Source organism: Nocardia sp. NPDC051832 (assembly GCF_040681285.1).
Classification (GTDB): domain Bacteria; phylum Actinomycetota; class Actinomycetes; order Mycobacteriales; family Mycobacteriaceae; genus Nocardia.
The window spans coordinates 574,796-600,916 of the sequence record NZ_JBFAYL010000003.1 but is presented as its reverse complement, the minus strand read 5'-3'; the positions used below and the strand labels follow the sequence as shown (position 1 = coordinate 600,916).

Annotated in this window: 27 protein-coding genes and 4 tRNA genes; 11 read left to right on the top strand and 20 right to left on the bottom strand. The window is 67.4% G+C overall.

Features of this window, described 5'->3' with window-relative positions:
- Position 1: 1 nt before the first annotated feature.
- Complete coding sequence (gene rplJ / locus AB0M14_RS20690; RefSeq protein ID WP_364997278.1) at positions 2-556, bottom strand: 50S ribosomal protein L10; 555 nt, start codon at positions 554-556, stop codon at positions 2-4.
- Positions 557-983: 427 nt separating this feature from the next.
- Here rplJ and AB0M14_RS20685 point away from each other — a divergent pair, with 427 nt between their 5' ends.
- Complete coding sequence (locus AB0M14_RS20685) at positions 984-2,591, top strand: MFS transporter (protein ID WP_364997276.1); 1,608 nt, start codon at positions 984-986, stop codon at positions 2,589-2,591.
- A gap of 69 nt (positions 2,592-2,660) precedes the next feature.
- Here AB0M14_RS20685 and rplA read toward each other — a convergent pair whose 3' ends face one another.
- The 10 genes from rplA to AB0M14_RS20635 all read right to left on the bottom strand — a co-directional run bounded on the left by rplA (position 2,661) and on the right by AB0M14_RS20635 (position 7,675).
- Complete coding sequence (rplA, locus tag AB0M14_RS20680) at positions 2,661-3,377, bottom strand: 50S ribosomal protein L1 (protein ID WP_364997274.1); 717 nt, start codon at positions 3,375-3,377, stop codon at positions 2,661-2,663.
- A 74-nt stretch (positions 3,378-3,451) separates the two neighbouring features.
- Positions 3,452-3,886: a 50S ribosomal protein L11 gene (rplK, locus tag AB0M14_RS20675; protein WP_364997272.1), complete on the bottom strand. Its 435-nt coding sequence runs from the start codon at positions 3,884-3,886 to the stop codon at positions 3,452-3,454.
- 184 nt (positions 3,887-4,070) lie between these two features.
- Positions 4,071-4,841: a transcription termination/antitermination protein NusG gene (nusG, locus tag AB0M14_RS20670; protein ID WP_364997270.1), complete on the bottom strand. Its 771-nt coding sequence runs from the start codon at positions 4,839-4,841 to the stop codon at positions 4,071-4,073.
- A 98-nt stretch (positions 4,842-4,939) separates the two neighbouring features.
- Positions 4,940-5,317 (bottom strand): preprotein translocase subunit SecE, encoded by a 378-nt coding sequence (gene secE / locus AB0M14_RS20665; protein ID WP_364997268.1) that lies wholly within the window; start codon positions 5,315-5,317, stop codon positions 4,940-4,942.
- A gap of 30 nt (positions 5,318-5,347) precedes the next feature.
- Positions 5,348-5,420 (bottom strand) — tRNA-Trp (locus AB0M14_RS20660).
- Positions 5,421-5,590: 170 nt separating this feature from the next.
- Positions 5,591-6,655: a fused (3R)-hydroxyacyl-ACP dehydratase subunits HadA/HadB gene (locus AB0M14_RS20655; protein WP_364998983.1), complete on the bottom strand. Its 1,065-nt coding sequence runs from the start codon at positions 6,653-6,655 to the stop codon at positions 5,591-5,593.
- Positions 6,656-6,879: 224 nt separating this feature from the next.
- Entirely contained in the window at positions 6,880-7,050 is a 171-nt protein-coding gene (rpmG, locus tag AB0M14_RS20650; RefSeq protein ID WP_209886623.1) for a 50S ribosomal protein L33, read from the bottom strand.
- Between the two features lie 40 nt (positions 7,051-7,090).
- Positions 7,091-7,166 (bottom strand) — tRNA-Met (locus AB0M14_RS20645).
- Positions 7,167-7,258: 92 nt separating this feature from the next.
- A tRNA-Thr gene (locus AB0M14_RS20640) sits at positions 7,259-7,331 on the bottom strand.
- Between the two features lie 261 nt (positions 7,332-7,592).
- A tRNA-Tyr gene (locus AB0M14_RS20635) sits at positions 7,593-7,675 on the bottom strand.
- Positions 7,676-7,875: 200 nt separating this feature from the next.
- On the opposite strand from AB0M14_RS20635, the gene AB0M14_RS20630 reads away from it, so the two are divergent.
- Entirely contained in the window at positions 7,876-8,367 is a 492-nt protein-coding gene (locus AB0M14_RS20630) for a YajQ family cyclic di-GMP-binding protein (RefSeq protein ID WP_364997265.1), read from the top strand.
- A gap of 29 nt (positions 8,368-8,396) precedes the next feature.
- Here the strand turns inward: AB0M14_RS20630 and htpX are convergent, their stop codons facing one another.
- Together htpX and AB0M14_RS20620 are read right to left on the bottom strand one after the other, a co-directional pair.
- Positions 8,397-9,278: a zinc metalloprotease HtpX gene (htpX, locus tag AB0M14_RS20625; protein WP_364997263.1), complete on the bottom strand. Its 882-nt coding sequence runs from the start codon at positions 9,276-9,278 to the stop codon at positions 8,397-8,399.
- Between the two features lie 227 nt (positions 9,279-9,505).
- Positions 9,506-10,570 (bottom strand): polyprenyl synthetase family protein, encoded by a 1,065-nt coding sequence (locus tag AB0M14_RS20620; RefSeq protein ID WP_364997261.1) that lies wholly within the window; start codon positions 10,568-10,570, stop codon positions 9,506-9,508.
- Positions 10,571-10,773: 203 nt separating this feature from the next.
- Between AB0M14_RS20620 and AB0M14_RS20615 the strand changes: the two genes are divergently transcribed.
- Genes AB0M14_RS20615 through AB0M14_RS20605 form a run of 3 tightly spaced genes read left to right on the top strand, consistent with a single transcriptional unit; the run spans position 10,774 to position 12,933 of the window.
- Positions 10,774-12,006, top strand: coding sequence for a geranylgeranyl reductase family protein (locus tag AB0M14_RS20615; RefSeq protein WP_364997259.1), 1,233 nt, complete (start codon positions 10,774-10,776; stop codon positions 12,004-12,006).
- Positions 12,006-12,422 carry an AraC family transcriptional regulator gene (locus AB0M14_RS20610; protein ID WP_364997257.1) on the top strand — a complete coding sequence of 139 codons (417 nt, stop codon included), beginning with the start codon at positions 12,006-12,008 and terminating at the stop codon, positions 12,420-12,422. The genes AB0M14_RS20615 and AB0M14_RS20610 overlap by 1 nt, the downstream gene beginning before the upstream one ends.
- A 52-nt stretch (positions 12,423-12,474) precedes the next feature.
- Positions 12,475-12,933, top strand: coding sequence for a VOC family protein (locus tag AB0M14_RS20605; protein WP_364997255.1), 459 nt, complete (start codon positions 12,475-12,477; stop codon positions 12,931-12,933).
- A gap of 68 nt (positions 12,934-13,001) precedes the next feature.
- On the opposite strand, the gene AB0M14_RS20600 is transcribed toward AB0M14_RS20605, so the two are convergent.
- Complete coding sequence (locus tag AB0M14_RS20600) at positions 13,002-13,508, bottom strand: DUF2505 domain-containing protein (RefSeq protein ID WP_364997253.1); 507 nt, start codon at positions 13,506-13,508, stop codon at positions 13,002-13,004.
- Between the two features lie 81 nt (positions 13,509-13,589).
- Between AB0M14_RS20600 and AB0M14_RS20595 the strand changes: the two genes are divergently transcribed.
- Positions 13,590-14,036: a DUF3592 domain-containing protein gene (locus AB0M14_RS20595; protein WP_364997251.1), complete on the top strand. Its 447-nt coding sequence runs from the start codon at positions 13,590-13,592 to the stop codon at positions 14,034-14,036.
- Here the strand turns inward: AB0M14_RS20595 and AB0M14_RS20590 are convergent.
- Positions 14,014-14,379 carry a cupin domain-containing protein gene (locus AB0M14_RS20590; protein WP_364997249.1) on the bottom strand — a complete coding sequence of 122 codons (366 nt, stop codon included), beginning with the start codon at positions 14,377-14,379 and terminating at the stop codon, positions 14,014-14,016. The genes AB0M14_RS20595 and AB0M14_RS20590 overlap by 23 nt on opposite strands.
- A 57-nt stretch (positions 14,380-14,436) precedes the next feature.
- Between AB0M14_RS20590 and AB0M14_RS20585 the strand changes: the two genes are divergently transcribed.
- Both AB0M14_RS20585 and AB0M14_RS20580 read left to right on the top strand, forming a co-directional pair.
- A complete protein-coding gene (locus AB0M14_RS20585) occupies positions 14,437-14,904 on the top strand; it encodes a MarR family transcriptional regulator (RefSeq protein WP_364997247.1) in 468 nt (155 codons plus the stop codon).
- Between the two features lie 90 nt (positions 14,905-14,994).
- A complete protein-coding gene (locus AB0M14_RS20580; RefSeq protein ID WP_364997245.1) occupies positions 14,995-16,137 on the top strand; it encodes a glycosyltransferase family 1 protein in 1,143 nt (380 codons plus the stop codon).
- A 43-nt stretch (positions 16,138-16,180) separates the two neighbouring features.
- Here the strand turns inward: AB0M14_RS20580 and AB0M14_RS20575 are convergent, their stop codons facing one another.
- Positions 16,181-16,795 carry a TetR-like C-terminal domain-containing protein gene (locus AB0M14_RS20575; protein ID WP_364997243.1) on the bottom strand — a complete coding sequence of 205 codons (615 nt, stop codon included), beginning with the start codon at positions 16,793-16,795 and terminating at the stop codon, positions 16,181-16,183.
- A gap of 83 nt (positions 16,796-16,878) precedes the next feature.
- Here AB0M14_RS20575 and AB0M14_RS20570 point away from each other — a divergent pair, with 83 nt between their 5' ends.
- Complete coding sequence (locus AB0M14_RS20570; RefSeq protein WP_364997241.1) at positions 16,879-17,913, top strand: aldo/keto reductase; 1,035 nt, start codon at positions 16,879-16,881, stop codon at positions 17,911-17,913.
- A 20-nt stretch (positions 17,914-17,933) separates the two neighbouring features.
- Here AB0M14_RS20570 and AB0M14_RS20565 read toward each other — a convergent pair whose 3' ends face one another.
- From AB0M14_RS20565 to AB0M14_RS20555, 3 genes are all read right to left on the bottom strand, one after another.
- Positions 17,934-22,124, bottom strand: a complete 4,191-nt coding sequence (locus AB0M14_RS20565) for a bifunctional nitrate reductase/sulfite reductase flavoprotein subunit alpha (protein ID WP_364997239.1) — start codon at positions 22,122-22,124, stop codon at positions 17,934-17,936.
- A 145-nt stretch (positions 22,125-22,269) separates the two neighbouring features.
- Positions 22,270-22,980 carry a demethylmenaquinone methyltransferase gene (locus tag AB0M14_RS20560; protein ID WP_364997237.1) on the bottom strand — a complete coding sequence of 237 codons (711 nt, stop codon included), beginning with the start codon at positions 22,978-22,980 and terminating at the stop codon, positions 22,270-22,272.
- A gap of 111 nt (positions 22,981-23,091) precedes the next feature.
- Positions 23,092-23,661, bottom strand: a complete 570-nt coding sequence (locus AB0M14_RS20555) for a TIGR03086 family metal-binding protein (protein WP_364997235.1) — start codon at positions 23,659-23,661, stop codon at positions 23,092-23,094.
- 127 nt (positions 23,662-23,788) lie between these two features.
- Between AB0M14_RS20555 and AB0M14_RS20550 the strand changes: the two genes are divergently transcribed.
- Together AB0M14_RS20550 and AB0M14_RS20545 are read left to right on the top strand one after the other, a co-directional pair.
- Positions 23,789-24,025 carry a hypothetical protein gene (locus AB0M14_RS20550; RefSeq protein WP_364997233.1) on the top strand — a complete coding sequence of 79 codons (237 nt, stop codon included), beginning with the start codon at positions 23,789-23,791 and terminating at the stop codon, positions 24,023-24,025.
- Between the two features lie 113 nt (positions 24,026-24,138).
- On the top strand, positions 24,139-24,405 hold the full coding sequence (locus tag AB0M14_RS20545) for a hypothetical protein (RefSeq protein WP_364997232.1): 267 nt from the start codon (positions 24,139-24,141) through the stop codon (positions 24,403-24,405).
- Here the strand turns inward: AB0M14_RS20545 and menD are convergent.
- Positions 24,402-26,057, bottom strand: coding sequence for a 2-succinyl-5-enolpyruvyl-6-hydroxy-3-cyclohexene-1-carboxylic-acid synthase (menD, locus tag AB0M14_RS20540; protein WP_364997230.1), 1,656 nt, complete (start codon positions 26,055-26,057; stop codon positions 24,402-24,404). The genes AB0M14_RS20545 and menD overlap by 4 nt on opposite strands.
- Positions 26,058-26,121 lie beyond the last annotated feature (64 nt).

Genomic DNA, 26,121 nt, shown 5'->3' with positions numbered 1-26,121 from the left:
CTTATTCGGCGTCGGCGGCCGGAGCATCGGCAACGGCGCCACCGGCGCGCTGCTTCTCCTCGAGGGCCACGAGCAGGCGGGCCATCTTCGTCGCCGGAGCGGCGAAGGTAGCGGCAGCCTTCGACAGGTTGGCCTTCATCGCGCCGGCCAGCTTGGCCAGCAGGACCTCGCGGGACTCCAGGTCGGCGATCCGCTCAACTTCGGGCACGGACAGCGCGACGCCGTCCATGTAGCCGCCCTTGATGATCAGCGCCTTGTTGTCCTTGGCGAAAGCCTTGAGCGCCTTCGCGGCGTCGACCGGCTCACCCTTGATGAAGGTGATAGCGGTCGGACCGACGAACAAGTCATCCAGGCCTTCGACGCCAGCCTCGGCGGCAGCGCGCTTGACCAGGGTGTTCTTGGCGACGGAGTAAGTGGCGTTGTCGCCCAGGGCACGACGCAGCTCGGTGATCTTGCCGACCGACAGGCCACGGTATTCCGTGACAACGGTGGCCGTCGAGCTCTTGAACTGCTCCGTGATCTCCGCGACCGCGGTGACCTTCTCGGGTTTTGCCATACTTCGCCTCCTCTCTGGATGGTCGGTTCGTATCGAACTTCCAAAAACCAGGGGCCGGCGGAAATGCAAGCGCCCCGAACGCAAGGCGTTCCGGGGCGCACAGGAATCATTCGTTTGACCGAATCATTTCCCTAACCTCGGTTCATCCCTGCGTGGGCCGCCGGCAATATTGCCGGACCTTCGACCGCGCCCGGACGGGCGCAGCGACCAACGGTCTTCGGTAGAACGGATTGGGTAGTTATCGAACTGGTCGATTACTTGCTCCTACGGTACAGGCACCTCCCCCCATCTGCCAAAACGGGGTCGAACGGGTGCCGATCCGCCATTCCATCGTTGTGTTCCCGATCACAATCGACTACTGAATGTGGCCGAAGTCGCCGCTTGCAGGTGTTACTTACGGTGACACTTACTGCTTAGCTGCTGAACTATGGCAACCTCCATAGTCGATCCACCACAGCTGCTGGAACGACGAGCGCAGCGCTTTCTCGCCCTGGCCGTGATCTGCCTGGCCGAACTGCTGGTCGTCCTCGACAACACCATCGTCAACGTGGCGCTACCGTCCATCGGGGTCGAGCTGCGCACCAGCGTCAGCGGCCTGCAATGGGTGGTGGACGCGTTCACCCTCACGTTCGCCGGCCTGCTGCTGGCCTTCGGCAATCTCGGCGACCGCTACGGCCGTAAACGAATGATGATGCTCGGCCTGGCCGGCGTCGCCGCCATGTCGATCGCCGGTGCGCTCTCCGAATCCATGGGCGCGGTGATCGCTTCGCGGGCCGCCATGGGCGTCTTCGCGGCGGCCGTGTTCCCCGCGACCCTGGCGCTGATCATCAATATCTTCACCGACCGCCGCGAACGCGCGCTCGCGATCGCCGCCTGGACCGCCATGGCCGGGTTCGCCATCGCGATCGGCCCGATCTCCGGCGGCTGGCTGCTGGAGCACTTCTCCTGGCATTCGGTGTTCTGGATCAATGTGCCGGTAGCCATGATCGCCTTGGCCGCCACCTGGTTCTGGGTGCCGGAATCGCGCTCCGCGCACGCCGGGAAGCTGGATCTGCCGGGCATCGCGCTGTCCGTCGCGGGCATCACGCTGGTGGTGTGGGCCATCATCGAGGCGCCGCACAACGGCTGGCTGTCCCTGACCACGCTCGGCACCGCCGCCCTCGGCGTGGCGCTCTCGGCGGCCTTCATCGCCTGGGAATTGCGTACCCGCGCACCGATTCTCGACATGCGGCTGTTCCGCAACCGCCGATTCTCGTTGCCGGCCTTGTCGATCGCGATCGGCTACTTCTCGATGTTCGGGTTCTTGTTCCTGATCACCCAGTACTTCCAGGGCGTGCGCGAATACACCCCGCTCGAATTCGGTATCGCCTCACTGCCGTTCGCGTTCTCGGTCGCGATCGGCGCACCGGTCGCCACCCTGCTCGCGCAGCGGCTCGGCACCACGCCGGTCATCGTGTTCGGCCTGCTGCTCACCGGGCTGGGCCTCTACCTCGGCGGCCAGGTCACCGTGACCAGCGGCTACCTCACCGACGTCCTGCCCTCGATGGTCGCGATGGCGCTCGGCCTGGCCATCGTGCAGGGCCCGGCCACCGAATCCATCATGGGCGCACTGCCGATGGACGAGGCCGGCGCCGGCTCGGCGGTCAACGACACCACCCGCGAGATCGGCGGCACGCTCGGCGTCGCGGTGCTCGGCTCGATCGTGGCCTCCTACTACACAACTCGGGTCGAACCGCTGATCGCCAAGGTGCCGGCCACGATCATGAACGACGACCAGAAGAGTCTCGTCCAGGCCAGCCCGCTCAGCGTCCTGGAGATCCGCAAGAAGGAGCTGCCCTCCTTCCTGGAGAGCCAGCGCGAAAACCTCATCACCGCAATGAAATCCGCCGCGCTGGAGGGATCACACGCGGCCTCGCTGGTCGCCGCGGGCGCGGTGGTCGTCTGCGCCGTGATCGTCGCGATCTTCCTGCCCTGGGGCGTCCAGGAGGGCGAATCCGTGCTGCTCGGCTGGCGGAAGTCCGAAGACTCCGAGTAGTCCGCCGATAGCAAAGGGCGGGAACGCGATTCGCGTTCCCGCCCTTCAGGCGTTACAGCCGGGTGCTACTTAGACCGCATCCTCTTCGAGGAGGTTGCGGGTACGGTTCGTGTCCACCGGGATGCCCGGTCCGGTGTTCGTCGAAACCGTGATCTTCTTGACGTAGCGACCCTTGGCGGTCGACGGCTTCACACGCAGGATCTCCTCCAGCGCGGCGCCGTAGTTCTCCACCAGCTTGGCATCGTCGAAGGACGCCTTGCCGATGACGAAGTGCAGGTTGGCCTGCTTGTCGACGCGGAAGTTGATCTTGCCGCCCTTGATGTCGTTGACGGCCTTGGTCACATCGGGGGTGACGGTGCCCGTCTTCGGGTTCGGCATCAGACCGCGCGGGCCCAGGACACGCGCGATGCGGCCGACCTTGGCCATCTGATCCGGGGTGGCGATCGCGGCGTCGAAGTCCAGCCAGCCGCCCTGGATCCGCTCGATCAGGTCCTCGGCGCCGACGGCGTCCGCACCGGCGGCCTCGGCCTCGGCGGCCTTGTCGCCCACCGCGAACACGATGACGCGGGCGGTCTTACCGGTGCCGTGCGGCAGGTTGACCGTGCCGCGGACCATCTGGTCGGCCTTACGGGGATCCACACCGAGACGAACGGCGACCTCGACGGTCGCGTCGGTCTTGGTGGTGGCGGTCTCCTTCGCCAGCCGCGCGGCGGCCAGCGGGGAGTACAGCTTGTCCTTGTCGACCTTCTCGGCCGCGGCGAGGTACGCCTTGCTTCGTTTTGCCATGTTGCTCTGTCCTTGTTTCTAGTTCAGATGTGGTTTCCGGGCCTGGCCGGCCCTCCCACATGGATTGCGGCTTTTCAGCCTTCGACCGTGATGCCCATCGAGCGCGCGGTGCCGGCGATGATCTTCGCGGCCTGATCGATGTCGTTGGCGTTCAGGTCTTCCTGCTTGGTCTTGGCGATCTCCCGGATCTGATCCATGGTGACCTTCGCGACCTTGGTCTTGTGCGGCTCAGCCGAACCCTTCTGCACACCGGCGGCCTTGAGCAGCAGCCGGGCGGCGGGCGGGGTCTTCAGCTTGAAGTCGAACGTGCGGTCTTCGTAGACCGAGATCTCGACCGGGATGACATTGCCGAGCTGCTGCTGAGTGGCGGCGTTGTACGCCTTGCAGAACTCCATGATGTTCACGCCGTGCTGACCGAGCGCGGGGCCGACCGGCGGAGCCGGGTTCGCCTTACCGGCCTCGATCTGCAGCTTGATGAGCCCGGCGAGCTTCTTCTTCTTGGGGGGCATCTTTCTTCCTTGGTTTCGGTTCCTTACGGTTGCCGTAAGCCTTAGGCGGGCGCGGCGAAGCCAGGACGACTTTTCCTGGATTCACGCACGAACCCATATACCTTACCGGGATCGCGACCTCGACTATCGAGCGGGTCCCGTCGTACAAAAATGGGGCCCACGGCGGGGCCCCATTTTCGAAAAACTAGATCTTGGCGACCTGGGTGAACGCCAGCTCGACCGGCGTCTCGCGGCCGAAGATCGAGACCAGCACCTTGAGCTTCTGCTGTTCGGCGTTGACCTCGGAGATGCTGGCGGGCAGCGTCGCGAACGGGCCGTCCATGACGGTGACCGACTCGCCGACCTCGAAGTCGACCTCGATGGTCGGCTTGGGGGCCACATCGGAGGAGGTGGCAGCGCCGGCGGCGGCTTCGGCGGCAGTCGGCTTCTTCTGCTGCTGCGCGGCGGGGACCAAGAACTTCACCACGTCGGCGATGGTCAGCGGCGACGGACGCGAGGTGGCGCCGACGAAACCGGTGACGCCGGGGGTGTTGCGGACCGCGCCCCAGGATTCGTCGTTGAGTTCCATCCGGACCAGGATGTAGCCCGGCAGCACCTTGCGGTTGACGTGCTTGCGCTGGCCGTTCTTGATCTCGGTGACCTCTTCGGTGGGCACCTCGACCTGGAAGATGTACTCCTCGAGGTCCAGGTTCTGCACACGGGTCTCGAGGTTGGCCTTCACCTTGTTCTCGTAGCCGGCGTAGGAGTGGATGACGTACCAGTCGCCCGGAGCGCGACGCAGCGCGGCGGTCATCTCGGCAACCGGATCAGCCGGCTCGGCGTCGATGGGCGCTTCAGGCGCGGCCGGAGCAGCCTCGGCTTCGTCGACAGCAGCGGATTCCCCGGCGGTCTCGGCGGCTTCCACCGCGTCGTCGACCGGGAACTCGTCGTTTGTGTCGTTCTCCGGGGTGCTCACTGGGCACTCACTTCCTGTGTCGTCACGTACATCGTCTGCCTGCCGGACTATCGGCTACCGAACTTCTCGGCGTAGCGGCGCTGCACCGGAGTCCCAGGCTAGCCGAACAGCCAGTTGACACCCTTGATGAACGCCAGGTCCAACCCGCTGATGAACGCGACCATGAAGATCACGAACACCAGAACGACGGTCGTATAGGTGACCATCTGCTTCCGGTTGGGCCAGATCACCTTGCGCAGTTCCGCGATAACCTCGCGCAGGAACTTGCTCAGGCGCTTGAACGGGTTTCCCCGCTTCTCGGCCTTGGTCTTGTCTGCCTTTTTCAGCGACGGGCGATCGATCGTGGCGATCGATCCGGTGTCCGCGGCGGAACCGCGACCCCGGCGCGCGGACCGCTTACCACTCGGCCGAGCCACCGTGGCGCTGTCATCGCCATCGTCGGCCGCGTCGTGGCGAGTATCCCGCTCGTCGACCACGTCGATCCTCTCTCGTCGCTGGCATTAGGGCAGGGGCGACAGGACTTGAACCTGCAACCTGCGGTTTTGGAGACCGCTGCTCTGCCAATTGAGCTACGCCCCTTTGGCTGGACCGTTGTAAAGCGTCCAACCGCTTGTGTATTCAGTTATAGCTTTCCGGTTGTCACATGACACGCGCGCTGCTCGAGAGCAGCGCGCAGCGGCTGGTGACCCCGGAGCACGAGTCTACGTTACCTGCCGCGCGAATTACCAATCCGGGGTCGCCAGGCTCGCTCAGGACAGCTGCACGGTCGCGGTCGCGCGCCCGAAGATCTTGCGCCCGGCCGACTTCGCGACCATCGCGATCACCGCGGTGCGGGTTTCCGGATCGACCGACTTCACCTTGCCGGTGTATTCGACCTCGGCCGCCTCGTCGGCGCCGACGAAGACCGGGCTGGTGAAGCGCACGTTGTATTCCTTGACCGCGCCCGGATCGCCGAGCCACGAGGTGACGAAACCGCCGCCCAGGCCCATGGTGAGCATGCCGTGCGCGACCACGTTGTCCAGGCCGACGAGCTTGATCACCTCGTCGCTCCAGTGGATCGGGTTCGCGTCGCCGGAGACGCCGGCGTAGTTGACCAGATCGCCGCGGGTGAGCCGGACGGTGCGCGCGGGCAGCTCGTCGCCGGCCGCGATGTCCTCGAAACGCAGTGCGTGCTTGGAGGGCTCGATCTTCGGCGCCTTGGCCGGGATCGCGTGGCCGTCCAGGCCGTTGGTGCGCGGCCGGTGGTCGGGCAGCTCGCCGCCGATGCCGTGCATCAGCACGCCGCGCACGGCGCCCTGCAGGTTCGGGTCGATATCGCCGCCGCTGCGGCCGATCAGCGTGGTGTAGGTGGTGAGCACCAGCTCGTCGTGCTGGTCGGTGACGATGTTCTTGGTGACGATGATGTCGCCGCCGAAGGCCTGCCGGAACGAGTGCAGGTAGACGTCACAGGTGAGCTGGTCGCCGACCTTGATCGGCCGGTGGAATTCCAGGATCTGATCGGTCTGCATGATCTGGCTCAGGTCGTAGCCGGTGACGATCTGCTCGAACAGCTTGCGCTGGGCCAGAATGCCGACCAGCGAGATGAAGGTGAGCGGCGCGACCAGGCTCTCGTAGCCGTACTCGTGCGCGACATCTTCGTCCCAGTGCACCGGGTGGTAGTCCTGCACGGCGCGGGCGTATTCGCGGACCTTCTCGCGGCCGACCTCGTAGTAGTCGTCGACGCGGTAGTGGTGACCGACCATGGCCGCCGCATGGGCGGCGGCGTCGAACTCGACACTCGCCTGGACTTCGTCTGCTGTACCGGTGGTGTTCATTGTCACGGGAGGACTGTACCTATCTGACCCCGCAGCCCGGAGTCGGCGGAGCAATCACGCCGACTTACAAGGGATCCCGGCGTGACCGCGAATGGCGGCTGACCTTTTCGAGTGACCTGCGAGCAGTCACTAGCGTCGGTCCGTATATCGCTCTTGCCCTGGATAGCGCTAAGGCCGGACTCTCGTCCGGCCTCGAGCAGCTCTAGCTGTATGTCATCCCGGGGTTAGCGGGATTCCTTGTGCGCCCGGTGGGTGTTGCAGTTCGGGCAGTACTTCTTGATCTCCAAGCGATCCGGGTCGTTGCGCCGGTTCTTCTTGGTGATGTAGTTGCGATGCTTGCACTCTTCGCAGGCCAAGGTGATCTTTGGCCGGACATCGGTGGACTTCGCGGCCACGACTTTCCTTCTTTCGCGTCAACCTAGCGGTCTGGGTTATTGGTAGCGATGGCCGGACTTGAACCGGCGACACAACGATTATGAGTCGTTTGCTCTACCGACTGAGCTACACCGCCACGGTGCGCATTGCCAATTGGTGTCGTCGCACCCAGCCCCACAGTGTGGGACACGTAGCGATGCCGAGTCGGTCACCACCGGCAATCCGGCGAGCCCCCTAACGGAATCGAACCGTTGACCTTTTCCTTACCATGGAAACGCTCTGCCGACTGAGCTAAGGGGGCATGACAGCATCCGCTCCGGGTCTCACTGACTGACTCGGCGCGGCGAAGTCTTGAACGAGATTACACACTCCCGGGTCCACCCTCCAAATCGGCTGGTCAGAGCCGGTTTAGCGGGAGATCGCCATCCGGACCAGAGCCAAGGAGGGGGTCCGGGGGGCGCAGCCCCGCCGGGCGGGTTTTGGGGGTTGCACCCCCAAAAAACACGACGAAACGAGAAAGGGCTCGTGCTCTCTACGAGCACGAGCCCTCTATCGAGTGGAGTGGCAGATGTAGGATTCGAACCTACGTAGGCTTTCACCGACAGATTTACAGTCTGCTCCCATTGGCCGCTCGGGCAATCTGCCATCACGCTAGGCGCGGTGACGAGAATACATCGAACCCGCACCCTCAATGCAAACCGGCTGCACAATGCCGGTTTAAGGCGTGCTCCACGTGGCATCACCGTGCTGCCCGGAGTGCCCGTGCCGCGATGCGGCGGGACTACCGTCGAGCTTCCGGGTAGAACTAACGATGTCCGGAGTACCGTCAGGAACAGGAGCGCAGTGTGGCCGATTCGTCGTTCGATGTCGTCAGTAAGGTCGACCGGCAGGAGGTCGACAACGCCCTGCATCAGGCGGAGAAGGAACTGAACACCCGCTACGACTTCCGTGGCACCGGCGCCACGATCGAATGGTCCGGCGAGGAGAACATCGTGCTGACCGCCGAGGCCGAGGAGCGGGTCCGGGCAGCGCTCGAGGTGTTCAAGGAGAAGCTGATCCGCCGCGATATCTCGCTCAAGGCGTTCGACGCCGGCGAACCGCAGGCCTCCGGCAAGATCTACAAGATCACCGGCACGCTGGTCCAGGGGATCGACACCGAGCACGCCAAGAAGATCTCCAAGAAGATCCGCGACGAAGGCCCCAAGGGCGTCAAGGCGCAGATCCAGGGCGAGGAATTGCGAGTCAGCAGCAAGAAGCGCGATGACCTGCAGGCGGTGATCTCGCTGCTGAAGGGTGAGGATTTCGGTATCGCGCTGCAGTTCGTCAACTACCGATAGACGCGAAAACGGCTGGGCGGCTTGCGATTTCAGTGATCGCGCGGGCCGCCCGCCAGTTCTTCCAGGCGGGCGATGCGCTCAGCCATCGGGGGGTGGGTGGAGAACCAGCGCGCGGCCCGCTCGCCGGCGCGGAACGGGTTGGCGATCATCAGGTGCGACTGGGTGGTCAATTGCGGCTCCGGGGGCAGCGGAGCGGCCTGTACGCCCCGCTCCAGCTTGCGCAGCGCCGACGCGAGAGCGAGTGGGTCGCCGGTCAATTCGGCGCCGGACTGATCGGCCTGGAACTCCCGCGAGCGCGAGACGGCCAGCCGCACCAGGGTCGCCGCGATCGGGCCCAGTAATGAGATCAAAAGCACACCGAGGATATTCGGGCCGCCGCCGTTGTCGCGGTTGCCGCCGAACATCGAGGCCAGGAAGGCCAGGTTCGCCAGGCCGGAGATGACGGCGGCGAGCGCGCCCGCGATCGAGGAGATCAGGATGTCGCGGTTGTAGACGTGCGACAGCTCGTGCCCGAGCACCGCGCGCAGCTCCCGCTCGTCCAAGATCTGCAGGATGCCGCTGGTACAGCAGACCGCGGCATGGCGCGGACTGCGGCCGGTGGCGAAGGCGTTGGGGGCATTGGTCGGGGAGATGTAGAGCCGCGGCATGGGCTGGCGCGCGGTCGTCGCGAGTTCGCGCACGATGCGGTAGATGACGGGCGCTTCCAGCTCGCTCACCGGTTGGGCATGCATGGCCTTCAACGCGAGCTTGTCGCTGTTGAAGTAGGCGTAGGCGTTCGTGCCGACGGCGATCAGGATCGCGATGACCAAGATCGTCGGACTGCGGAACATGGCCCCGGCGAACACGATCAGCGCCGAAAGCCCGACCATGAGCCCGAAGGTCTTCAAGCCGTTCGCGTAACCGCCGTGCATACCTCGCTCATCCGCCTCTCCGCGTATTCAGGCCAGACTCGAGTGCCACGACAGTGACGCTGGCGGCCGCGGTGACGTGGTGGCCGAGTTAGCCGGTACCCGACGAGTTACCCATGTCCTCGCGAAATGAGCAGTCGCGTCGGGCAGCCCTGGGCCATCGTCACTGCGCTGGCATTACACGAGGTCAACGATAGGACGGCGGGCAAGGTTCCCGCGCGATGTGTGGCTCAGCCGACGCGCTCGATGGTGTAGCGGACCAGTCGCTCCAGGGCGTCGTTGGCCGGGCCGGCGGGCAGCGCGGACAGCTCGGTGTGCGCGATGTCGGCGTAACCCTGCAGCTTCTCCTTGGCCAGCACCATGCCGCGGGAACGGCCGAGCAGGACCAGGGCCTCCTCGACCTCGGCGTCGGTCTCCAGGGGGCGGGCCAGCACACGGGGATGGTCGGAGGCGGAGCCGACGGGGTGGGTAAGCATCGTGCGCAGGCGGTCGCCGTCGGCGCCCTCCTCGCGCAGCGCGTACAGCACCGGCAGGGTGTGCACGCCCTCGCGCAGGTCGGTGCCGGGCGTCTTGCCGGACTGCTCCGCGGCCGAGGAGATGTCGATGATGTCGTCGGAGATCTGGAAGGCGGTGCCGACGGCGTCGCCGAGGCGGGCCAGGCGTTCGACATGGTCGGTGTCGGCGCCGGAGAAGGTGCCGCCGAAACGACCGGACGCGGCGATCAGCGAACCCGTCTTCTCCCAGACCACGCGCAGGTAGTGCTCGACCGGATCCTGGGATTCGCGGGCGCCCATGGTTTCCCGCATCTGGCCGGTGACCAGTTCGGCGAAGGTCTCGGCGATGATGCGCACGGCGTCCGGGCCCAGGGTGGAGGTCAGCCGGGAGGCGTGCGCGAACAGGTAGTCGCCGGCGAGGATCGCGATGCTGTTGCCCCAGCGGGAATTAACGCTCGCGGCGCCGCGGCGCATCGGGGCCTCGTCCATCACGTCGTCGTGGTACAGGGTGGCCAGGTGCACGAGTTCGACGACGGTGCCCGCGGTGATCAGCGCGGGATCGGTCGGATTCGGGCCGAGCTGACCGGTGAGAATGGTGAACAGTGGGCGGAACCGCTTGCCGCCGGCCTTGGCCAGGTGCAGCGCCGCTTCCTGCAGGAAGTCCTCGCCGTCGGACAGCTCGTCGATCAGGAGTTTCTCGACCTGCTCCAGGCCGTTGCGCACGGTGTTCGCGAGCTCGAGGTCACCGAGGTCCACCCCGGCCACCACCGTATTCTGCTCATCCACAGCCGATGTGCTCATTTCTTCTCCCAGCGATGCGTCCGACCCCACGGTAAGAACCTAGCGTGTCCCAGCCACGCGGCCCATGAACACCGTCACTATGTGGTGCACCAACCAGCCTTCCATATCGTGGACGCGCGAGACGGCTCGGCCGCGCCGGATTCGCCGTGTTGGCGGGCACACCGCGTCGACACGAACAGCACGGTCCTGCAAGTATTGAGCGCATGGGTTCACCGGATGTCACCGAGGTTCTGGTTGTCGGCGCGGGCCCGGCCGGCTCGGCCGCCGCGGCGTGGGCCGCGCGTGCGGGCCGCGAGGTGCTGCTGATCGATTCCGCCGTGTTCCCCAGGGACAAGACCTGCGGTGACGGGCTGACGCCGCGCGCGACCAAAGAGCTCGAGCAGCTAGGGCTGGGCGACTGGGTCCGCGCGCACACCGTGAATCACGGTCTGCGGATGACCGGTTTCGGCCGCGAGGCCCTGCTGCCCTGGCCCGACGGTTCCTTCCCGACTTACGGAAGCGCCGTTCCCCGAACCGAACTCGACGACAAGCTGCGCGAGACCGCGGTGAAGTCCGGGGCGGCCATGCTGGACGGCACGAAGGTGATCGATGTCACCCGCGAGGGCGACCGCGTCACCGGGGTGACGGTGCAGACAGCGGACGGCACGCGCACGATCGAGTGCGCGACGCTGGTCGTCGCCGACGGCGTGCGCTCCCCCATCGGCAAGAAGCTCGGGCGGACATGGCATCGGCAGTACGCCTACGGAACCGCGGCGCGCGCCTACATCAAGTCCGCGCGCAGCGACGATCAATGGATCACTTCGCATTTGGAGTTGCGCGACGCCGAGAACAATCTGGTACCCGGGTACGGGTGGGTGTTCCCGCTCGGCAACGGCGAGGTCAACATCGGCGTCGGGTCGCTGGCCACCGAGGCCCGGCCGTCGCACATCGCGCTGAAACCGCTACTGCAGCACTACACTTCGCAGCGCTTCGAGGAGTGGGGATTCGAAGGAGAGCTGCGCGCGGTCGCTTCGGCGCTGCTGCCGATGGGCGGCGCGGTGTCGAATGTGGCAGGCCGCAACTGGGTGCTCATCGGTGACGCCGCGGGCTGTGTGAATCCGCTCAACGGTGAGGGCATCGACTACGGGCTCGAAGGCGGCCACATGCTGTCCGAACTGCTCGACGAACCCGATCTCACGCACATCTGGCCGGAACTGCTGCGGGCCCGCTACGGCCGGACCTTCTCCGCGGCCCGGCGTATCGCGGGCCTGGCCACCCACCCGCGCATGGTCCCGCTCGGCGGTCCGCCGGTGATGCGGTCGAAGTACCTGCAGCGCACCGCCGTCCGGGTGATGGGCAACCTGGTCACCGACGAGGACCTCGACATCACCGCCCGCGCCTGGCGACTGGCCGGCCGCGCGTCCATGCGCCACGACGAGCTGCAACCCTTCGCCTGATGTCCGGCCTGCCCGCGCTCTATCTGCTCCCCCATTTGCGGCGAGCGCGGGACCTGGCGGACCGGAATTACGCCGACCCCCTCGACCTCGACGAATTAGCCTCCGCCGCAGGAATTTCCAAGTTCCATTTCCTGCGCGCCTTCGCCGCCGTCTACGGCCGGACCCCTGCGGTCTACCTCGCCGAACGCCGCATCGAACGCGCCCAAGATCTGCTGCGCGCCACCAACCTGACGGTGACCGAAATCTGCATGCTGGTCGGCTACAGCAGCCTGGGCTCCTTCAGCACCAAGTTCCGCCAGCTGGTCGGCGTCAGCCCCTCCGAATATCAGGCGAAGTTCGCGGGCGGCGCCCCGCACATCCCCGGCTGCTACATCTTCATGCACGGCCTCTCCGACCGGAAACCCGGCGATCCGTAGTTGCGCAATTTCGGAGAAGCCCGGGAGTGGCCTGGGCAAATAGCCTGGACGCATGACAACGATTTCGAATGTTTCCCTGGTGACGGTCTATGTGAACGATCAGACCGAGGCCAAGCAGTGGTACGTGGACAAGCTGGGTTTCGTGGAGACCAGCGACGTCACCATGGGCGAGAACGGGTTCCGGTGGGTCACGGTGGCGCAGCCGGATCATCTCGAACTTGAAGTGACATTGATGGTTCCGGGGCCGCCGCTCGACGACAATCTCGCCGACGCGATCCGGCGGGCGCTGGCCAACGGGACGCACGGCGCACTGGGGCTGCGGACCGATAACTGTCAGAAGGCGTTCGAGGAGCTGACCGCGAAAGGGGTGGAGTTCGTGCAACCACCGGCGGAACGGCCGTACGGCACCGAGGCGGTCATCCGGGACAACTCCGGCAACTGGCTGGTGCTGGTGGAGCCGAAGGAATTCGATCCGAAGGCGATGGGCGATTTCGAGGCCTGCACCGAATAGCGGGACGAAGAGCGCCGGGGCTCGTCGTTGAGCACCCGGCGCGGGAGTGGGGTGGCGCGGCAGGAAGGTCAGGCGTTGGCCTGGCTGGCCACCCATTCCTGCATGAACTCGCGCTCGCTGTTGAGCACGCGGTGCAGCAACTGCTCGGCCAGCGGCTCGATGGCGCCGCCCACCAGCGGGACCTTCACATCCACGGTGCCGACCACCTCGATCTCGGAACCCTCCGCGGTCGGGCGCATTTCGTAGGTGCCCGACATCTCGGAGTTGATGCCGCCGGTCGCGGCCACGACGGTGCCCCGGGCGATCTCGCCGTCGAGACGGCCCCAGTTGTCGGTGCGGGTGAAGTGCAGCTCGCTCTTGAGCACCTTGGTGACCAGGCTCGGAATCTTGTCCTCGCTGGCCTTTTCGGTCATATGGATGCGAATGGTGTCCGCGCCGTCGGGATGCGCGAGCTCGAGAGTGGCAGTCGTCGCTTCGGCGAACCGGGTCTGCCAGGCGTTGTCGTTGGTAAGTGCCCGGTGAAGATCTTCGACCGGGATGCTGTAGGGCACGGTGAAGCTGAATTTTCGGGACATGGGCGCCAGGTTAGTGGAGGTGCTCAGTAGGCTGGATTGGTGTCGGAAACCAAGCGGTCTGAAGCATCGCGCAGCGATTCCGTGGGGGGCGATGCGCGGGATGTGCGCCTGCGCCGGACCTTTACCGCCGTGGTCGCCACGGCGACGGTGATCAGTGTGCTGATGGTCCTCTTGGTGTTCGCCGCGTGGCGCGACGACTATCTGATCAGCTCCGACAAAGGCACCACCACGGCCGAGGTGCTCTCGGCGGGGCGGCTGCGTTCGACGGTCAGCTATGTGACGCCGGACGGGAAGAACCACAACCCGAAGGTCGGCGTGCTGTACCCGACCAATCTCACCCGGGGTGAGCGGATCAAGGTCGAGTACAGCCGCAAGGATCCCGATCTGGTCCGGGTCGCGGGGCGGGACGCGCGAGTCGCGCTGCTGCCCGCGGCCTCGGTGATCGTGGTGGCCTGGGGCGTGGCGCTGCCCGCCCTGTGGGTGATCCGGCGGATGCGGCGGCGCGCTACTGCGCCCACGGCGGGCTGAGCTTGCTGCCGTCGGCCATCTCGGCCTGGAAACCCGCGGCGATCGCGATGTGCGCGACCGCGGGCTCCGCGCCCGGATTGCCGACCGCGATCGGACTGCCCGCGGGCACGACCAGCGCGTCGCCCGCCTCGAGCAGCTGACCGCTGATTTCCAGCTGACCCGAGATCAGCATGAAGACCTCGTCCCGGTCCAGGACGTGGGCGGCTCCGGTTTCCAGGTTCGGCGGCACGGTGAGCCGCCAGGTGCACAGCTGCGACGAGCCGCGACTGGGCGAGGCCATGCCGCTGAACTGTGCGTGCGGTAGTTCGAACTGCGGGGCGTCGGCGGCGGTGATGAGGTGCATACGGCTCCTTAAATAGACAAGTTAACTTGAACAAGTTGACTTGACTATCATGGCGGCATGACTCGTTCCGCGCAAGACCTGGATTTGGGAATTCTGCTCGGCCTTGGCTACCAGCAATTCGTGCACGAGCTGCGAGAAGCCCTGGCCGAACGGGGCTTCGGCGATGCCGGGCCCTCCTACGGTTACGTCTTCCGCAGTCTCGACCTGCGTCCGATGAACATCAGCGAGCTAGCCGATCGGCTCACGATCACCAAGCAGGGCGCGGCGCAGTTGGTCGACGAGATGGAGAAGCGAGGGTACGTGGAACGCCGGCCCGACCCCAGCGACGGCCGGGCGAAGCTGCTCTATCTCAGCGAGAAGGGCGACAGCGCGCTGGCCGCGGCCCGCCGATTCCATCGCGGCGTGGAGCGCAAGCTCGTCAAAACGCATGGCGCGGCGGCGGTGCGGAACCTGCGCACGCTGCTGGAAACGATCACGACCCCGGAGAATCTGGGCGATCCGCGCTGGCGCGCGCCGCACGTTTGAACCATGCGGCGCAGATAAGTTCGCCGGAACTTTCCATGCGCTTCACGTCGCCGTCGAGGCCCGGCGCGCTGCGCCGGTCAGTCTGAGCAGGTGCGTGTAGCGATCGTCGCGGAGTCGTTTCTGCCGAATATGAACGGCGTCGTGAACTCAGTTCTGCGGGTGCTGGATCATCTGGACCAGCACGGCCATGACGCGCTGATCATCGCGCCCGACACCGTCCGGGGCGTCCCGCCCGCGCCCCGCGCACAGGGTCGCTTTCCGGTGCACCGGGTCCCCGCCATGATGGTCCCGAAGATCAGCTCGTTGCCGGTGGGCCTGCCGCAGCCCGGAATCACCGCCGCCATCCGAGATTTCGACGCCGACGTCGTGCACCTGGCCTCCCCCTTCCTGCTCGGCGCGGGCGGTCTCGGCGCGGCTCTGCGCCTGGATCTGCCGACGATCGCGGTCTATCAGACCGATGTCGCCGGTTTCGCCAAGAGCTACGGCCTCGGCCTGGCCAGCCGCGCCGCCTGGGCCTGGACCCGCCGCCTGCACGAAGGCGCGACCCGCACCCTCGCCCCCTCCACGGCGGCCGCCGAAGACCTTGCCGACCATGGCATTCCACGCGTCCACCGCTGGGGCCGAGGCGTCGACATCACCCGGTTCAACCCCAATGCCCAGCGCGCCGAGCTCCGTGCGCGGTGGCTGGCGGGACACGAGAAACTGCTCGTCGGGTTCGTCGGCCGCCTCGCCCCCGAGAAGCATGTCGAGCGCCTGGCCGTCCTCGCCGACGACCCGGCCATCCAGCTGGTCATCGTCGGCGACGGGCCGGATCGCGCCGAGCTCGCGGCCCTGATGCCCACAGCGATCTTCACCGGCGAACTGGGTGGCACCGAACTCGCCGAGGCCTACGCCTCCCTCGACGTGATGGTCCACGCGGGCGAACACGAAACCTTCTGCCAGGGCGTGCAGGAAGCCCTGTCCTCGGGCGTCCCGGTGATCGGCCCTGACGCGGGCGGACCCCGCGACCTGATCGCCCACTGCCGCAACGGATACCTGCTGCCGGTCGACCGGTTCAGCGAACTTCTCCCGAGTGCCGTTGGCGCCCTCCGCGATCCAGACATTCGCGCCCGATTCGCCAGGGCCGCGCGCAAATCCGTTCTGCATCGCACCTGGCCCGCGATCTGTACCGAGCTGATGGGCCACTACGCCGACGTCACCGGCACCCGAATTCAGTTGCCGCACACCGCCTGATCGGGCGCGCCGCCACGTGCACGGCGACCTGCGAATGGCTCTCTCAGCTGGTGACGAATATGCCTGCGGTGACGGCGTTTACGGCCGCCAAGGCGGATTGGTCGGCGATGGTTTCGGTGATGGGGTCGCCGCTGGCGAGGAGGCGGTAGTAGAGGGGGGCCGAGACCGCGGAGAGGACGGCTCGAGAGTTGGTGCCGGGCGGGGCTTCGCCGCGGGAGATGGCGGCTTCGACGCAGGGACCCCACTCGGTGAGACGGATGTCGTAGAAGCGGTGCAGGGCGGTGGCCGCGGTTTCGTCGCAGGTGGCGGCGGCTATGACGGCGCGGAAGAGGCGGCCCTGGCGGGGGTCGGCGAGGGTTGCGGCGACCAGGCGGGCGTTGGCGGTGAGATCGCCGAGCAGGGAGCCGGTGTCGGCGCGCGCGACGGATTGCTCGGCCATGTCGGCGAGGAGGTCGGCGACCAGGGCCGGGACGGTGCCCCAGCGGCGGTAGACGGTGGTCTTGCCGACTTCGGCTTTGGCGGCGACCTCGGTGAGGTCCAGGTGAGCGAAGCCGTGCTCGGCGAGCAGGTCGCCGGCGGTGCGCAGGACCGCTTCGCGGACCCGGGCGGTGCGGCCGCCGGGTCGGATCGAGCCTGGTGACAGCTCTTCTTCAGGCATTAATGGGTCTCCAGTTCCATTTGTGGCCAATTGGGTGTAGCGTTCTCCGCGTTAACGGAACTATAGACCCTTTAGGAGTCATCATGGAGTACCAGCGGCTCGGCGCCTCAGGTTTGGTCGTCCCGGCTTTGAGCTTCGGCGCGGGCACCTTCGGCGGACGAGGTGAGCTGTTCAGCGCCTGGGGTGATACCGATGCGGAGCAGGCCCGGCGGCTGGTCGACATCAGCCTGGAAGCCGGCGTGACCATGTTCGATACGGCCGACGTCTATTCCGACGGCGCTTCGGAAGAGGTGCTCGGCGCGGCCATCAAGGGCCGGCGCGATCAGCTGCTGCTCTCGACCAAGGCGAGCCTGCCGACCGGACCCGGGCCCTACGACGCGGGGTCCGGCCGGGCGCGGTTGATCAGCGCGGTCGAGGGATCGCTGCGACGGCTCGGCGTGGATCACCTCGACCTGTTCCAGCTGCACGCCTTCGACGCGCACACCCCGGTCGAGGAAACCCTTGCGGCGCTGGACGATCTGGTCCGGGCAGGCAAGATCCGCTACCTCGGCGCCTCCAACTTCGCGGGCTGGCAGCTGATGAAATCACTCGCCGCCGCGGACCGCCACGGGCTGACTCGCTATGTGGCGCACCAGGTCTACTACTCGCTGGTCGGCCGCGACTACGAATGGGAACTGATGCCGCTCGGCCAGGACCAGGGTGTCGGCGCGGTCGTGTGGAGCCCGCTCGGCTGGGGCCGGCTCACCGGCAAAATCCGTCGCGGACAGCCGCTTCCGGCCGGCAGCCGGTTGCATCAGACCGCCGAGGCGGGCCCGCCGGTGGATGACGAGGTGCTCTACGACGTCGTCGACGTGCTCGACGAGATCGCGGCGGAAACGGGCAAGACCGTGCCGCAGATCGCGTTGAACTGGCTGCTCCGGCGGCCGACGGTGGCGACGGTCATCGTGGGCGCGCGCAACGAGGAACAGTTGCGGCAGAACCTGGGCGCCGTCGGCTGGGAGCTCGAGGCCGAGCAGGTCGCCCGTTTGGACAAGGCCAGTGCCACCACACCGCCCTACCCCTATTACCCGTACTACCGTCTGCCGGACTTCGCCCGGCTCAATCCGCCTGCCGTCTAACGGTTCCGGTGGCGCACAGGTCAGTACACGTCGCGGACGTAGCGCTTGTCGGCGATCAGCTGCTTCTTGAAAGCGAGCGCCGCGTCCTCGTCGAGTTTGCCGTGGATGCGGGCGATGGCGAGCAGGGTGTCGTCGACGTCCTTGGCCATGCGCGCGGCGTCGCCACAGACGTAGAAGTGGCCGCCGTCGCGCAGCCAGGACCACAGTTCGGCGCCGTGCTCGATCATCCGGTGCTGCACATAGACGCGCTCGCGCTGGTCCCGGGAGAAGGCGAGATCGAGGCGGGTGAGGAAACCGGACCGGAACATGTCCTCCAGTTCGGCGCGGTAGTAGAAATTCTGCGCGGCGTGCTGCTCGCCGAAAAAGAGCCAGTTGCGTCCGGTGGCGCCCAGGGCCCGGCGTTCCTGGAGGAAACCGCGGAAAGGCGCGATGCCGGTGCCGGGACCGACCATGATCATCGGAGCGGTCGGGTCCAGGGGCGGGCGGAAGTGCGGCGCGCGCTGCAGGAAGATCGGGACCTGGGTGTCGGCGCCGCGGTCGGCGAGAAAGGTAGAGCAGACGCCGCCGCGGCGGTCGGCCGAGGCGACCGGATCGCCGTAGCGGACGATGCCGACGGTCAGCTGCACCTCGTCCGGGTCGACCAGCGGCGAGGAGGAGATCGAATACTGGCGCGGCTGTAGCTTTTTCAGGGCGCCGAGCCATTCGACGAGATCGGCTTGCACCGGGAAATCGCGCAGGACATCCACGGCCTGCCGGTCCCACAGGTAGCTGTCGAGCTCGTTGCGGTTGTCGCGGCGCAGCAGTTTCGCCAGTCGCACACTGGGATTGCGCTCGGCGAGGAAGCTGAGCAGGTCGTGGCTGACCTTGGTGATGTCGTAGCGGGTGCGCAGCGCCTCGGCCAAAGGCAGTTCACGGTCGTCGATGTCGATGACGCGACGGCCGTCGAGGCCGGTGGCGGCCAGCCACTCGGCGACCAGGGACTCGGAGTTCGACGGCCAGATGCCCAGGGAGTCGCCGACCTCGTACCCGGCCTCGAGGCCGCGCAGGTCGAACCCGAACTGGCGCACCTCCTTCGGGGAACCGGGCCGGGACAGGATCTCGTTGCGCACCAGCGGCGCCGAGAGCGGGGCGTTGCGGGTGAACAATGCCGGTCCGGGTCGGCGGGTACGGCTCGGCGCGGGTGCGCTCGGCAGGAGCAGCGTGGATCCGCTGGGCCGGGGCTGGGTCTGAATCCGGGCGCCGGCGAACTCCCGTTCCGCCGGAAGCTGTTCCACCACACGATCGGCCGAGCCACCGTCGGGATCGGTGTCACCGCCGAGGGCGGTGCGCACCTCGTCCAGCCAGCGGGCAGCCGATTCCTCGTAGTCCGGCTCGCTGTCGACGCGCGGAAGCAACCGGGTCGCACCGCGTTCGGCGAGCTTCTGATCGAGTTTGCGTCCGTGCCCGCAGAAGTCGTCGTAGGAGGAGTCGCCGAGGGCGAACACCGCGTACCGCAGGCCGGTGAACCGGGTCACGCTGTCGTCCAGGCGTTCCCAGAAGTCCGCGCCGTTGTCGGGCGGACCACCGTCGCCGAAGGTGCTGGTGATCACCAGCACATCCCCGGTCAGCGCGCTCAGTGCACAGGCGTCCATCGCGAGCAGCCGTGGCGCGAAACCGGATTCGGCGAGCTGCTCGGCCACCGAGGCCGCGAACTCCTCGGCATTGCCGGTCTGCGACGCCCACAGCACCGTGACCTGTTTGGCCGCGAGCTCTTCGGCCGGGGCGCCCGCCTCGGCGCCGGCGGTGCGGGAATACATTCCGGCCAGCAGCCCGTCGATCCACAGCCGGCTGCGGCTGGACAACGGCGCGGACTCCGGTAGCACCGGCTGGCCCGCCACCGGAAGCGATTGCAGCGCGGCCAGATACCCGCTCAGGTAGATCTGCTCGACATCGCTCAAGGTGGGCGCGACGCCGGCCTCGAGCCCCAGCATCACCGCCAGGGGATGCTGGGTCGGCGATAGGACGGCAGGGGTTTCCGGGGCGGGAACGACAGCGACCCGGCGCAGTTGTACCGCACAGGCCTTGAATTCCGGCTGTAGCGAGGCAGAATCGACCGCGTCGTTGGTGACGGCGTTGATGGTCAAATACTCCCCCTGCTCGTCGTTCCAGTGGAACGGCGCGAAACAGTCACCGGGGCGCACCCGGTCGCTGATCCGCACGGGCAGCACCGCCCGCCCGCGCCGGGACGCGATTTCGAGCTGATCGCCCGCGGCCAGCCCGAGCCGCTCGGCATCCTCGGGATGCACTTCGACGAACGGCTGCCCGGTCAGTTTGGTCAGCTTGTCGATCCGGCCGGTCTTGGTCATGGTGTGCCACTGATGTTGCAGGCGGCCGGTATTCAGCACGAACGGGTAGTCGTCGTCCGGCATCTCCGCGGGCAGCATGTGCGGGCGCGGCCAGAACACCGCCCGGCGGCTCGGCGTGGCGAACGCCAGCCGCGGCTGCCGCCCGGCCTCGTCGACGAAAAGATCCTGGCTGACGCCGTCGTTCAGGTAGCGAATGGGGTTGCGGCGCCGACCGGGCTCCGGGCACGGCCACTGCATCGGTCCCGCGCGCAGTTCTTCGTAGCTCATCCCCCGCAGGTCATAGCCGGTGGCGGGATTGGCGAAGCGCTTGATCTCGGCGAAAACCTCGGCGCTGGAGGCGTAGTCGAACCCGGGGAAGCCCAGGGCCGTGGCGACCTGTGCGATCAGCAGCCAGTCCGGCCGCGCCTCGCCGATCGGGTCCACGCTGCGCTGCAACAAGGTCAGGTTGCGCTCCGAATTCACCATCAGCGCATCGGCTTCGGCCCACAGCGTCGCGGGCAGCAGCAGATCGGCGTAGGCGTTGCTCGCGGTGTCGAGGTAGGCGTCCTGCACGATCACCAGTTCCGCGGCTTCCAACCCAGCGATGACCGTCTTCCGGTTCGCCATGGAGGCAACGGGATTGGTGCAGATGATCCAGGCGGCCTTGATCTTCTCGTCGGCCATCTCGCGGAACATCTCGACGGTGCCCGGCCCGGCCTCGGTGCGAATGGTCCCGGGCGCCAGGCCCCAGGCGGTTTCCACGAACGCGCGATCGGCGGGCACGAGCAGACTGCGCTGACCGGGCAAACCCGGTCCCATGTAGCCCATTTCGCGTCCGCCCATGGCGTTCGGCTGACCGGTCAGCGAGAAGGGCCCGCTGCCCGGCCGGCAGATCGCGCCGGTGGCCAGGTGCAGGTTGCACAGGGCATTGGTGTTCCAGGTGCCGTGGGTGGACTGGTTCAGCCCCATCGTCCACAGCGACATCCACTCGCCCGCTTCGCCGATCCACCGGGCGGCGGTGCGGATGTCGGCCTCGGCCAAACCGGTGATCTCGGCGACCCGGGCCGGGGTGTACTCGGCGAGGAACTCGGGCATCGCTTCCCAGCCCTCGGTGTGCGCGGCGATGAAATCCTTGTCGATGTCGTCGTTGTCGACGAGCAGGTGCAGCAGTCCGTTCAACAGCGCCAGATCGGTGCCCGGCCGCAGCTGCAAGAACAGGTCGGCGCGGGCGGCGGTGTCGGTGCGGCGCGGGTCGGCGACGATCAATTTCGCCCCGGCCTTGAGCCGATCCGCCATGCGGAGGAACAGGATCGGATGGCAGTCGGCCAGGTTCGCGCCGATCGCGAAGAACAGGTCGGCGTGCTCGAAGTCGTCGTAGGAGCCGGGCGGGCCGTCGGCGCCGAGCGACTGCTTGTAGCCGGTGCCCGCGCTGGCCATGCACAGCCGCGAGTTGGCTTCCAGGTGGACGGTCCGCAGATAACCCTTGGCCAGCTTGGTCACCAGGTACTGCGCTTCCAGCGACAGCTGACCGGAGACGTAGAGCGCGAGGGCGTCGGGGCCGTGCGCGTCGAGGATGGCGCGCAAGCGGTCGGCGGCTTCGCGCACGGCCGCGTCCACCGGGACCGGCACCGGCGCCTGCCCGCGTTCGGGCCGCCGGTATGCGGTGGCCATCCGGCCCGGCGCGCGCATCAGCTCCGCGTGCGTGGCGCCCTTGGTGCACAACCGGCCCGCGTTCGCCGGGTGCAGCTTGTCCCCGCTGACCTTCGCGATCACCGGCGCACCATCCGGACCCGGCTTGGTCTCGACCGTGATGCCGCAGCCCACGCCGCAGTACGAGCACGCCGTGCGGGCGGAAGTCCTTCCTGCGTCGGTCATGCCACCGATCATGGCGATCAGCCATTGCGGGCCATTTACCCCGCGTTAGCGGCAGATGACAATTTTCCTCACCGGAGAAATTTCCGGCCGTGAGATCTGGAGCTGACCTGGCGTTTTACCGCCCGGAAACCTCATGCGTGAGTGATCTCACCACGTCTCAGAGCTTGTACCCGCGGTGCAGCGCCACGATGCCGCCGGTCAGATTGCGCCACTTCACCGAGGACCAGCCCGCGTCGGCGATCCGCAACGCCAGCTGCCGCTGATTCGGCCAGGCCCGGATGGACTCGGCGAGGTATACGTAGGCGTCGGGGTTACTGCTGACGGCCCGCGCGACCTGCGGGAGCGCCTTCATCAGGTACTCCATGTAGACGGTCTTGAACACCGGGATCACCGGCGTGGAGAACTCGGCCACCACCAACCGGCCGCCGGGCTTGGTGACGCGCAGCATCTCGCGCAGCGCCTGCTCGCTCTCGGAGATGTTGCGCAGTCCGTAGGAGATGGTCACCGCGTCGAAGGAGTCGTCGGCGAACGGCAGCGCGGTCGCGTCGGCCGCGACCATCGGGACGTTCCGGTACTGCCCGGCCTGCAGCATGCCCTGGGAGAAATCGGCCGCGAGGCACCAGGCGCCGGACTTCGCCAGATCCAGGGTGGACACGCCGGTGCCGGCGGCGAGGTCGAGCACCCGCTCACCGGGGCGCGGCGCTACCGCTTTCCGCACCGCCCAGCGCCAATACCGATCCTGGCCACCGGAAATAACGGTGTTGGTGATGTCGTACCGCTTCGCGACCCCGTCGAACATCGACGCGACCTCGTGCGGCTGCTTGTCCAGCGAGGCCCGAACCGATTCCCGCCGCTCTGTTTTCGCCACACCCCGACACTAATGCGAAGCATGATCACCGGGCTATGGCGGTCCACACAGCATCGCGGAGCGATTCCGTGGGGGGTGGTGGTCGGGCGACGGGCGGGCGAACTCTGCTGACTATGCCGGGTTTCGGCCCGTCAGGGCGAGCACGCGGTGGAAGACGGGTGCGTCGTCCGGAATCGGGACGACGGGGCCGAAGAGGCCGGGGGTGCCTTCCGGCGGAGTGTCGCGCAGGAATTCGAGCAGGACGGCAAGGTCGGAGTCGCGGACGGTGAGCTGCTGACCAGTGGCCTGGGCGAGATCCCAGCCATGGATGACCAGCTCGTCCAGCGCGACGACGGCCATGATCTCGGCGGGCATCGTGACGCCGCCGGCTTCGGTCTCGCCCGCCCAGGCCGCGGGCTCCCGCCACGCCTCGACCAAAGCCTTCAACTGCGCCGGAACACGGTCCCGCCAATCGGGAACCAGTTCGGCCTCCGGACCGATCCGGGGCGCTTCGGAACGGCCGACCGCCTCCTTGGTCGCGGCCTGCCGAAAGGCTTCGGTCAGACCGATCACATGAACGAGCAGATCGCGCACATCGGTCTCGGCCATCGGGGTCGGGGCGGCCAGCTGGTCACCGGAGATACCGGCGACTACCGCCGCCATCGCGGAGGCGGCGGATTCGAAGTCGAATGCGGGGTTCATGGGGCTCCTTCGGGCAAGGGACATCCTCTGCCGATAAGACGGCGCGAGCCGCCGGAACTCATCGCCGAGCACCCTCCGACACCAAGTCGTAACGGCGAAAACCGCTGGAAAAGAGGAGAATTGGAAGATGAAGGGTGATCGTGTGGAGATCGTCGTCGACTTCGGCGCCGGGTCTCGCAGTTACGAAATCGCCGCCACCCGAGCGGGGCGGCGAGTAGATGTGCGCATCGCGCGCGGAGTAGTCGAAGTCAGCGAGGTGACGCGCACCGGCACCGCGGTGCGCACCGCGCGGTTCATGGCCAACCGCACCTTGGCGCTGGTGGAGTACCCCGCCAACGGGACGGGGGCGCTGGACAGCGAATAACGCCCGGTCAGGGTGGCCTGGTTGCCGGATATGCCCGCACGGCGCAGTGTGGGGGTGTCCCGCACCGGGCTCTGGGTATCCGGTGAGCACACAGTCGCGGAGAGGAGCGCACGATGATCGATCGCAGCACGACCCGCACGTTGGACGAGGTTCCCGAAGCCGACCTGATCGAGCAGTCCGTCCCGGCCTATCCCGATCCGGCCGCGGAATCCGAGGAATCCGCACGCGAGCTGGCCGACCACCTGGATCGCGACGCGTTCACGGCGAACGCGGCCGATGTGGTCGAGCAGTCGATCTCGGTGCCGCTGGACGACGAGTACCGCGGTGATCCGGACGCACCCGCCGCGGCGGGCGGCCCGGAGTACACCGAGGAAATCTAGATCTTCGCGCGCACCGTAGCGTGCAGTTCCCGCAGGCTGGACCGCTCCGTGGCGACCTCCAGCACCCGCAGGCCGTGCGCGTTCCCGGCCAGTTCCACCGCCAGCTGGCCGGGGTCGACCTGACGGTGCGGAATCCGGTAGGCGGCGCACAGCGCGGCCAGATCCATGCCGTGCGGTGTCCCGAAGACCCGCTCGAACACGCCCGCGTACTGCGGATCGCCCTGTTCCAGGAGCTCGAAGATGCCGCCGCCGTCGTCGTTGGCGACCACGATGGTCAGATCGGCCGGGCGCGGCTCGCCCCGGCCGATCAGCAGGCCGGACGCGTCGTGCAGGAAGGTCAGGTCGCCGATCAGCGCGATGGTGCGGCCGCTGTGCGCGAGCGCCGCGCCGACCGCCGAGGACACCGTGCCGTCGATGCCCGCGACACCGCGGTTGGACAGCACCTTGATCCCCGGGCGCGGATGCGAGACCAGTGCGGCGTCGCGCACCGGGTTGGACGCGCCCAGCAGCAGCTGATCGCCGTCGCGTAGCGCCTCCAGCACCACGGCCGCCACATGCAGGCCCGTCGGCTTCGGATGCCGTGCGAGTTCCTCGCGCACCACCTGGCTCGCCTTCGCGTTGAATTCGCGGCAGCGCGCGAGCCATTCGGGGCGCGGCGCGCCACTGGTCACCGCGCGCGTTCCGGTGCCCACGACATTGCCGGAGACATCGGGCCAGCGCGGGCCGGTGGTCAGCGCGTAAACGGTGACCTCGGGATCGGCGAGCACCCGCGACACCTGGCGGTGCAGGGTGGGCCGTCCGGTGATGATCGCCTGCCGCGGCCGCAACTGCGCCAGCGCCAGCGGGTGCAGGGCCGGGCCGTGCAGCGGCGCGGTGGGTTCCGCGACGGTCGGCAGCGCGGCCAGCTCCGGGCGCAGGCCGGCGCCGTGACCGGAGATCACCACGGTGTCGGGCGTGAGATCGATCTCGAGCGGAACGTCGAGCGTGGCGTATTGCGTGGCGGTCCACGGCCGGCCCGCCTCCCGGCCCAGCGGCGCGACCTCACCCGGCACCGGAAGCCCGCCCACCGCATCCGAATCCGGCACCAGCGGCTCGCGCAGCGGGATGTCGAAATGCACCGGGCCCGCGTTGCCCGAGCGGGTGCCGCGCGCGGCGGCCAGCACCCGGCACACCGCCGAACGCCACACGCTGTTCTGCTGGCTGTAGCAGCCGTTGCCGTTGTCGACGCCGAGTTCGGCCAGCCCGAGGCTGATCGTCGCGCGCACCTGGCTGCCGAAGAGGCCGAGCTGTTCGACGGTCTGGTTGGCGCCGGTGCCGAGCATCTCGTAGGGCCGGTTCGCGCTGAGCACGATCAACGGCACTCGCGCGTAGTTCGCCTCCAGCACAGCGGGACCGAGATTGGCCACCGCGGTCCCCGAGGTCATCACCACCGGGACCGGACAACCGCTGGCCACCGCGAGACCGATCGCGAGGAAGCCTGCGGTGCGTTCGTCGATCCGCATGTGCAGTCGCAGCCGCCCGGCCGCGTCGGCGGCCTGCAACGCGAAAGCCAGCGGAGCGTTCCGGGAGCCGGGACACAGGACGACATCCCGCACACCCCCGCGCACAAGTTCGTCGACGACTACCTGCGCCTGTGCTGTAGACGGGTTCACGCCTCCAGCCTCTCAGACAGTAGGTCCCGAGTCTTCGTCACCCTGCTCACAGTAACTGCCAGCA

Excerpts from the sequence above, each read along its gene's own strand:
- rplJ (WP_364997278.1), bottom strand. The coding sequence starts at position 556 with ATGGCAAAACCCGAGAAGGTCACCGCGGTCGCGGAGATCACGGAGCAG.
- AB0M14_RS20685 (WP_364997276.1), top strand. The coding sequence starts at position 984 with ATGGCAACCTCCATAGTCGATCCACCACAGCTGCTGGAACGACGAGCG.
- rplA (WP_364997274.1), bottom strand. The coding sequence starts at position 3,377 with ATGGCAAAACGAAGCAAGGCGTACCTCGCCGCGGCCGAGAAGGTCGAC.
- rplK (WP_364997272.1), bottom strand. The coding sequence starts at position 3,886 with ATGCCCCCCAAGAAGAAGAAGCTCGCCGGGCTCATCAAGCTGCAGATC.
- AB0M14_RS20655 (WP_364998983.1), bottom strand. The coding sequence starts at position 6,655 with ATGAACACCACCGGTACAGCAGACGAAGTCCAGGCGAGTGTCGAGTTC.
- htpX (WP_364997263.1), bottom strand. The coding sequence starts at position 9,278 with ATGCACGGCGGTTACGCGAACGGCTTGAAGACCTTCGGGCTCATGGTC.
- AB0M14_RS20620 (WP_364997261.1), bottom strand. The coding sequence starts at position 10,570 with ATGAGCACATCGGCTGTGGATGAGCAGAATACGGTGGTGGCCGGGGTG.
- AB0M14_RS20615 (WP_364997259.1), top strand. The coding sequence starts at position 10,774 with ATGGGTTCACCGGATGTCACCGAGGTTCTGGTTGTCGGCGCGGGCCCG.
- AB0M14_RS20610 (WP_364997257.1), top strand. The coding sequence starts at position 12,006 with ATGTCCGGCCTGCCCGCGCTCTATCTGCTCCCCCATTTGCGGCGAGCG.
- AB0M14_RS20605 (WP_364997255.1), top strand. The coding sequence starts at position 12,475 with ATGACAACGATTTCGAATGTTTCCCTGGTGACGGTCTATGTGAACGAT.
- AB0M14_RS20600 (WP_364997253.1), bottom strand. The coding sequence starts at position 13,508 with ATGTCCCGAAAATTCAGCTTCACCGTGCCCTACAGCATCCCGGTCGAA.
- AB0M14_RS20590 (WP_364997249.1), bottom strand. The coding sequence starts at position 14,379 with ATGCACCTCATCACCGCCGCCGACGCCCCGCAGTTCGAACTACCGCAC.
- AB0M14_RS20585 (WP_364997247.1), top strand. The coding sequence starts at position 14,437 with ATGACTCGTTCCGCGCAAGACCTGGATTTGGGAATTCTGCTCGGCCTT.
- AB0M14_RS20575 (WP_364997243.1), bottom strand. The coding sequence starts at position 16,795 with ATGCCTGAAGAAGAGCTGTCACCAGGCTCGATCCGACCCGGCGGCCGC.
- AB0M14_RS20570 (WP_364997241.1), top strand. The coding sequence starts at position 16,879 with ATGGAGTACCAGCGGCTCGGCGCCTCAGGTTTGGTCGTCCCGGCTTTG.
- AB0M14_RS20565 (WP_364997239.1), bottom strand. The coding sequence starts at position 22,124 with ATGATCGGTGGCATGACCGACGCAGGAAGGACTTCCGCCCGCACGGCG.
- AB0M14_RS20555 (WP_364997235.1), bottom strand. The coding sequence starts at position 23,661 with ATGAACCCCGCATTCGACTTCGAATCCGCCGCCTCCGCGATGGCGGCG.
- AB0M14_RS20550 (WP_364997233.1), top strand. The coding sequence starts at position 23,789 with ATGAAGGGTGATCGTGTGGAGATCGTCGTCGACTTCGGCGCCGGGTCT.
- AB0M14_RS20545 (WP_364997232.1), top strand. The coding sequence starts at position 24,139 with ATGATCGATCGCAGCACGACCCGCACGTTGGACGAGGTTCCCGAAGCC.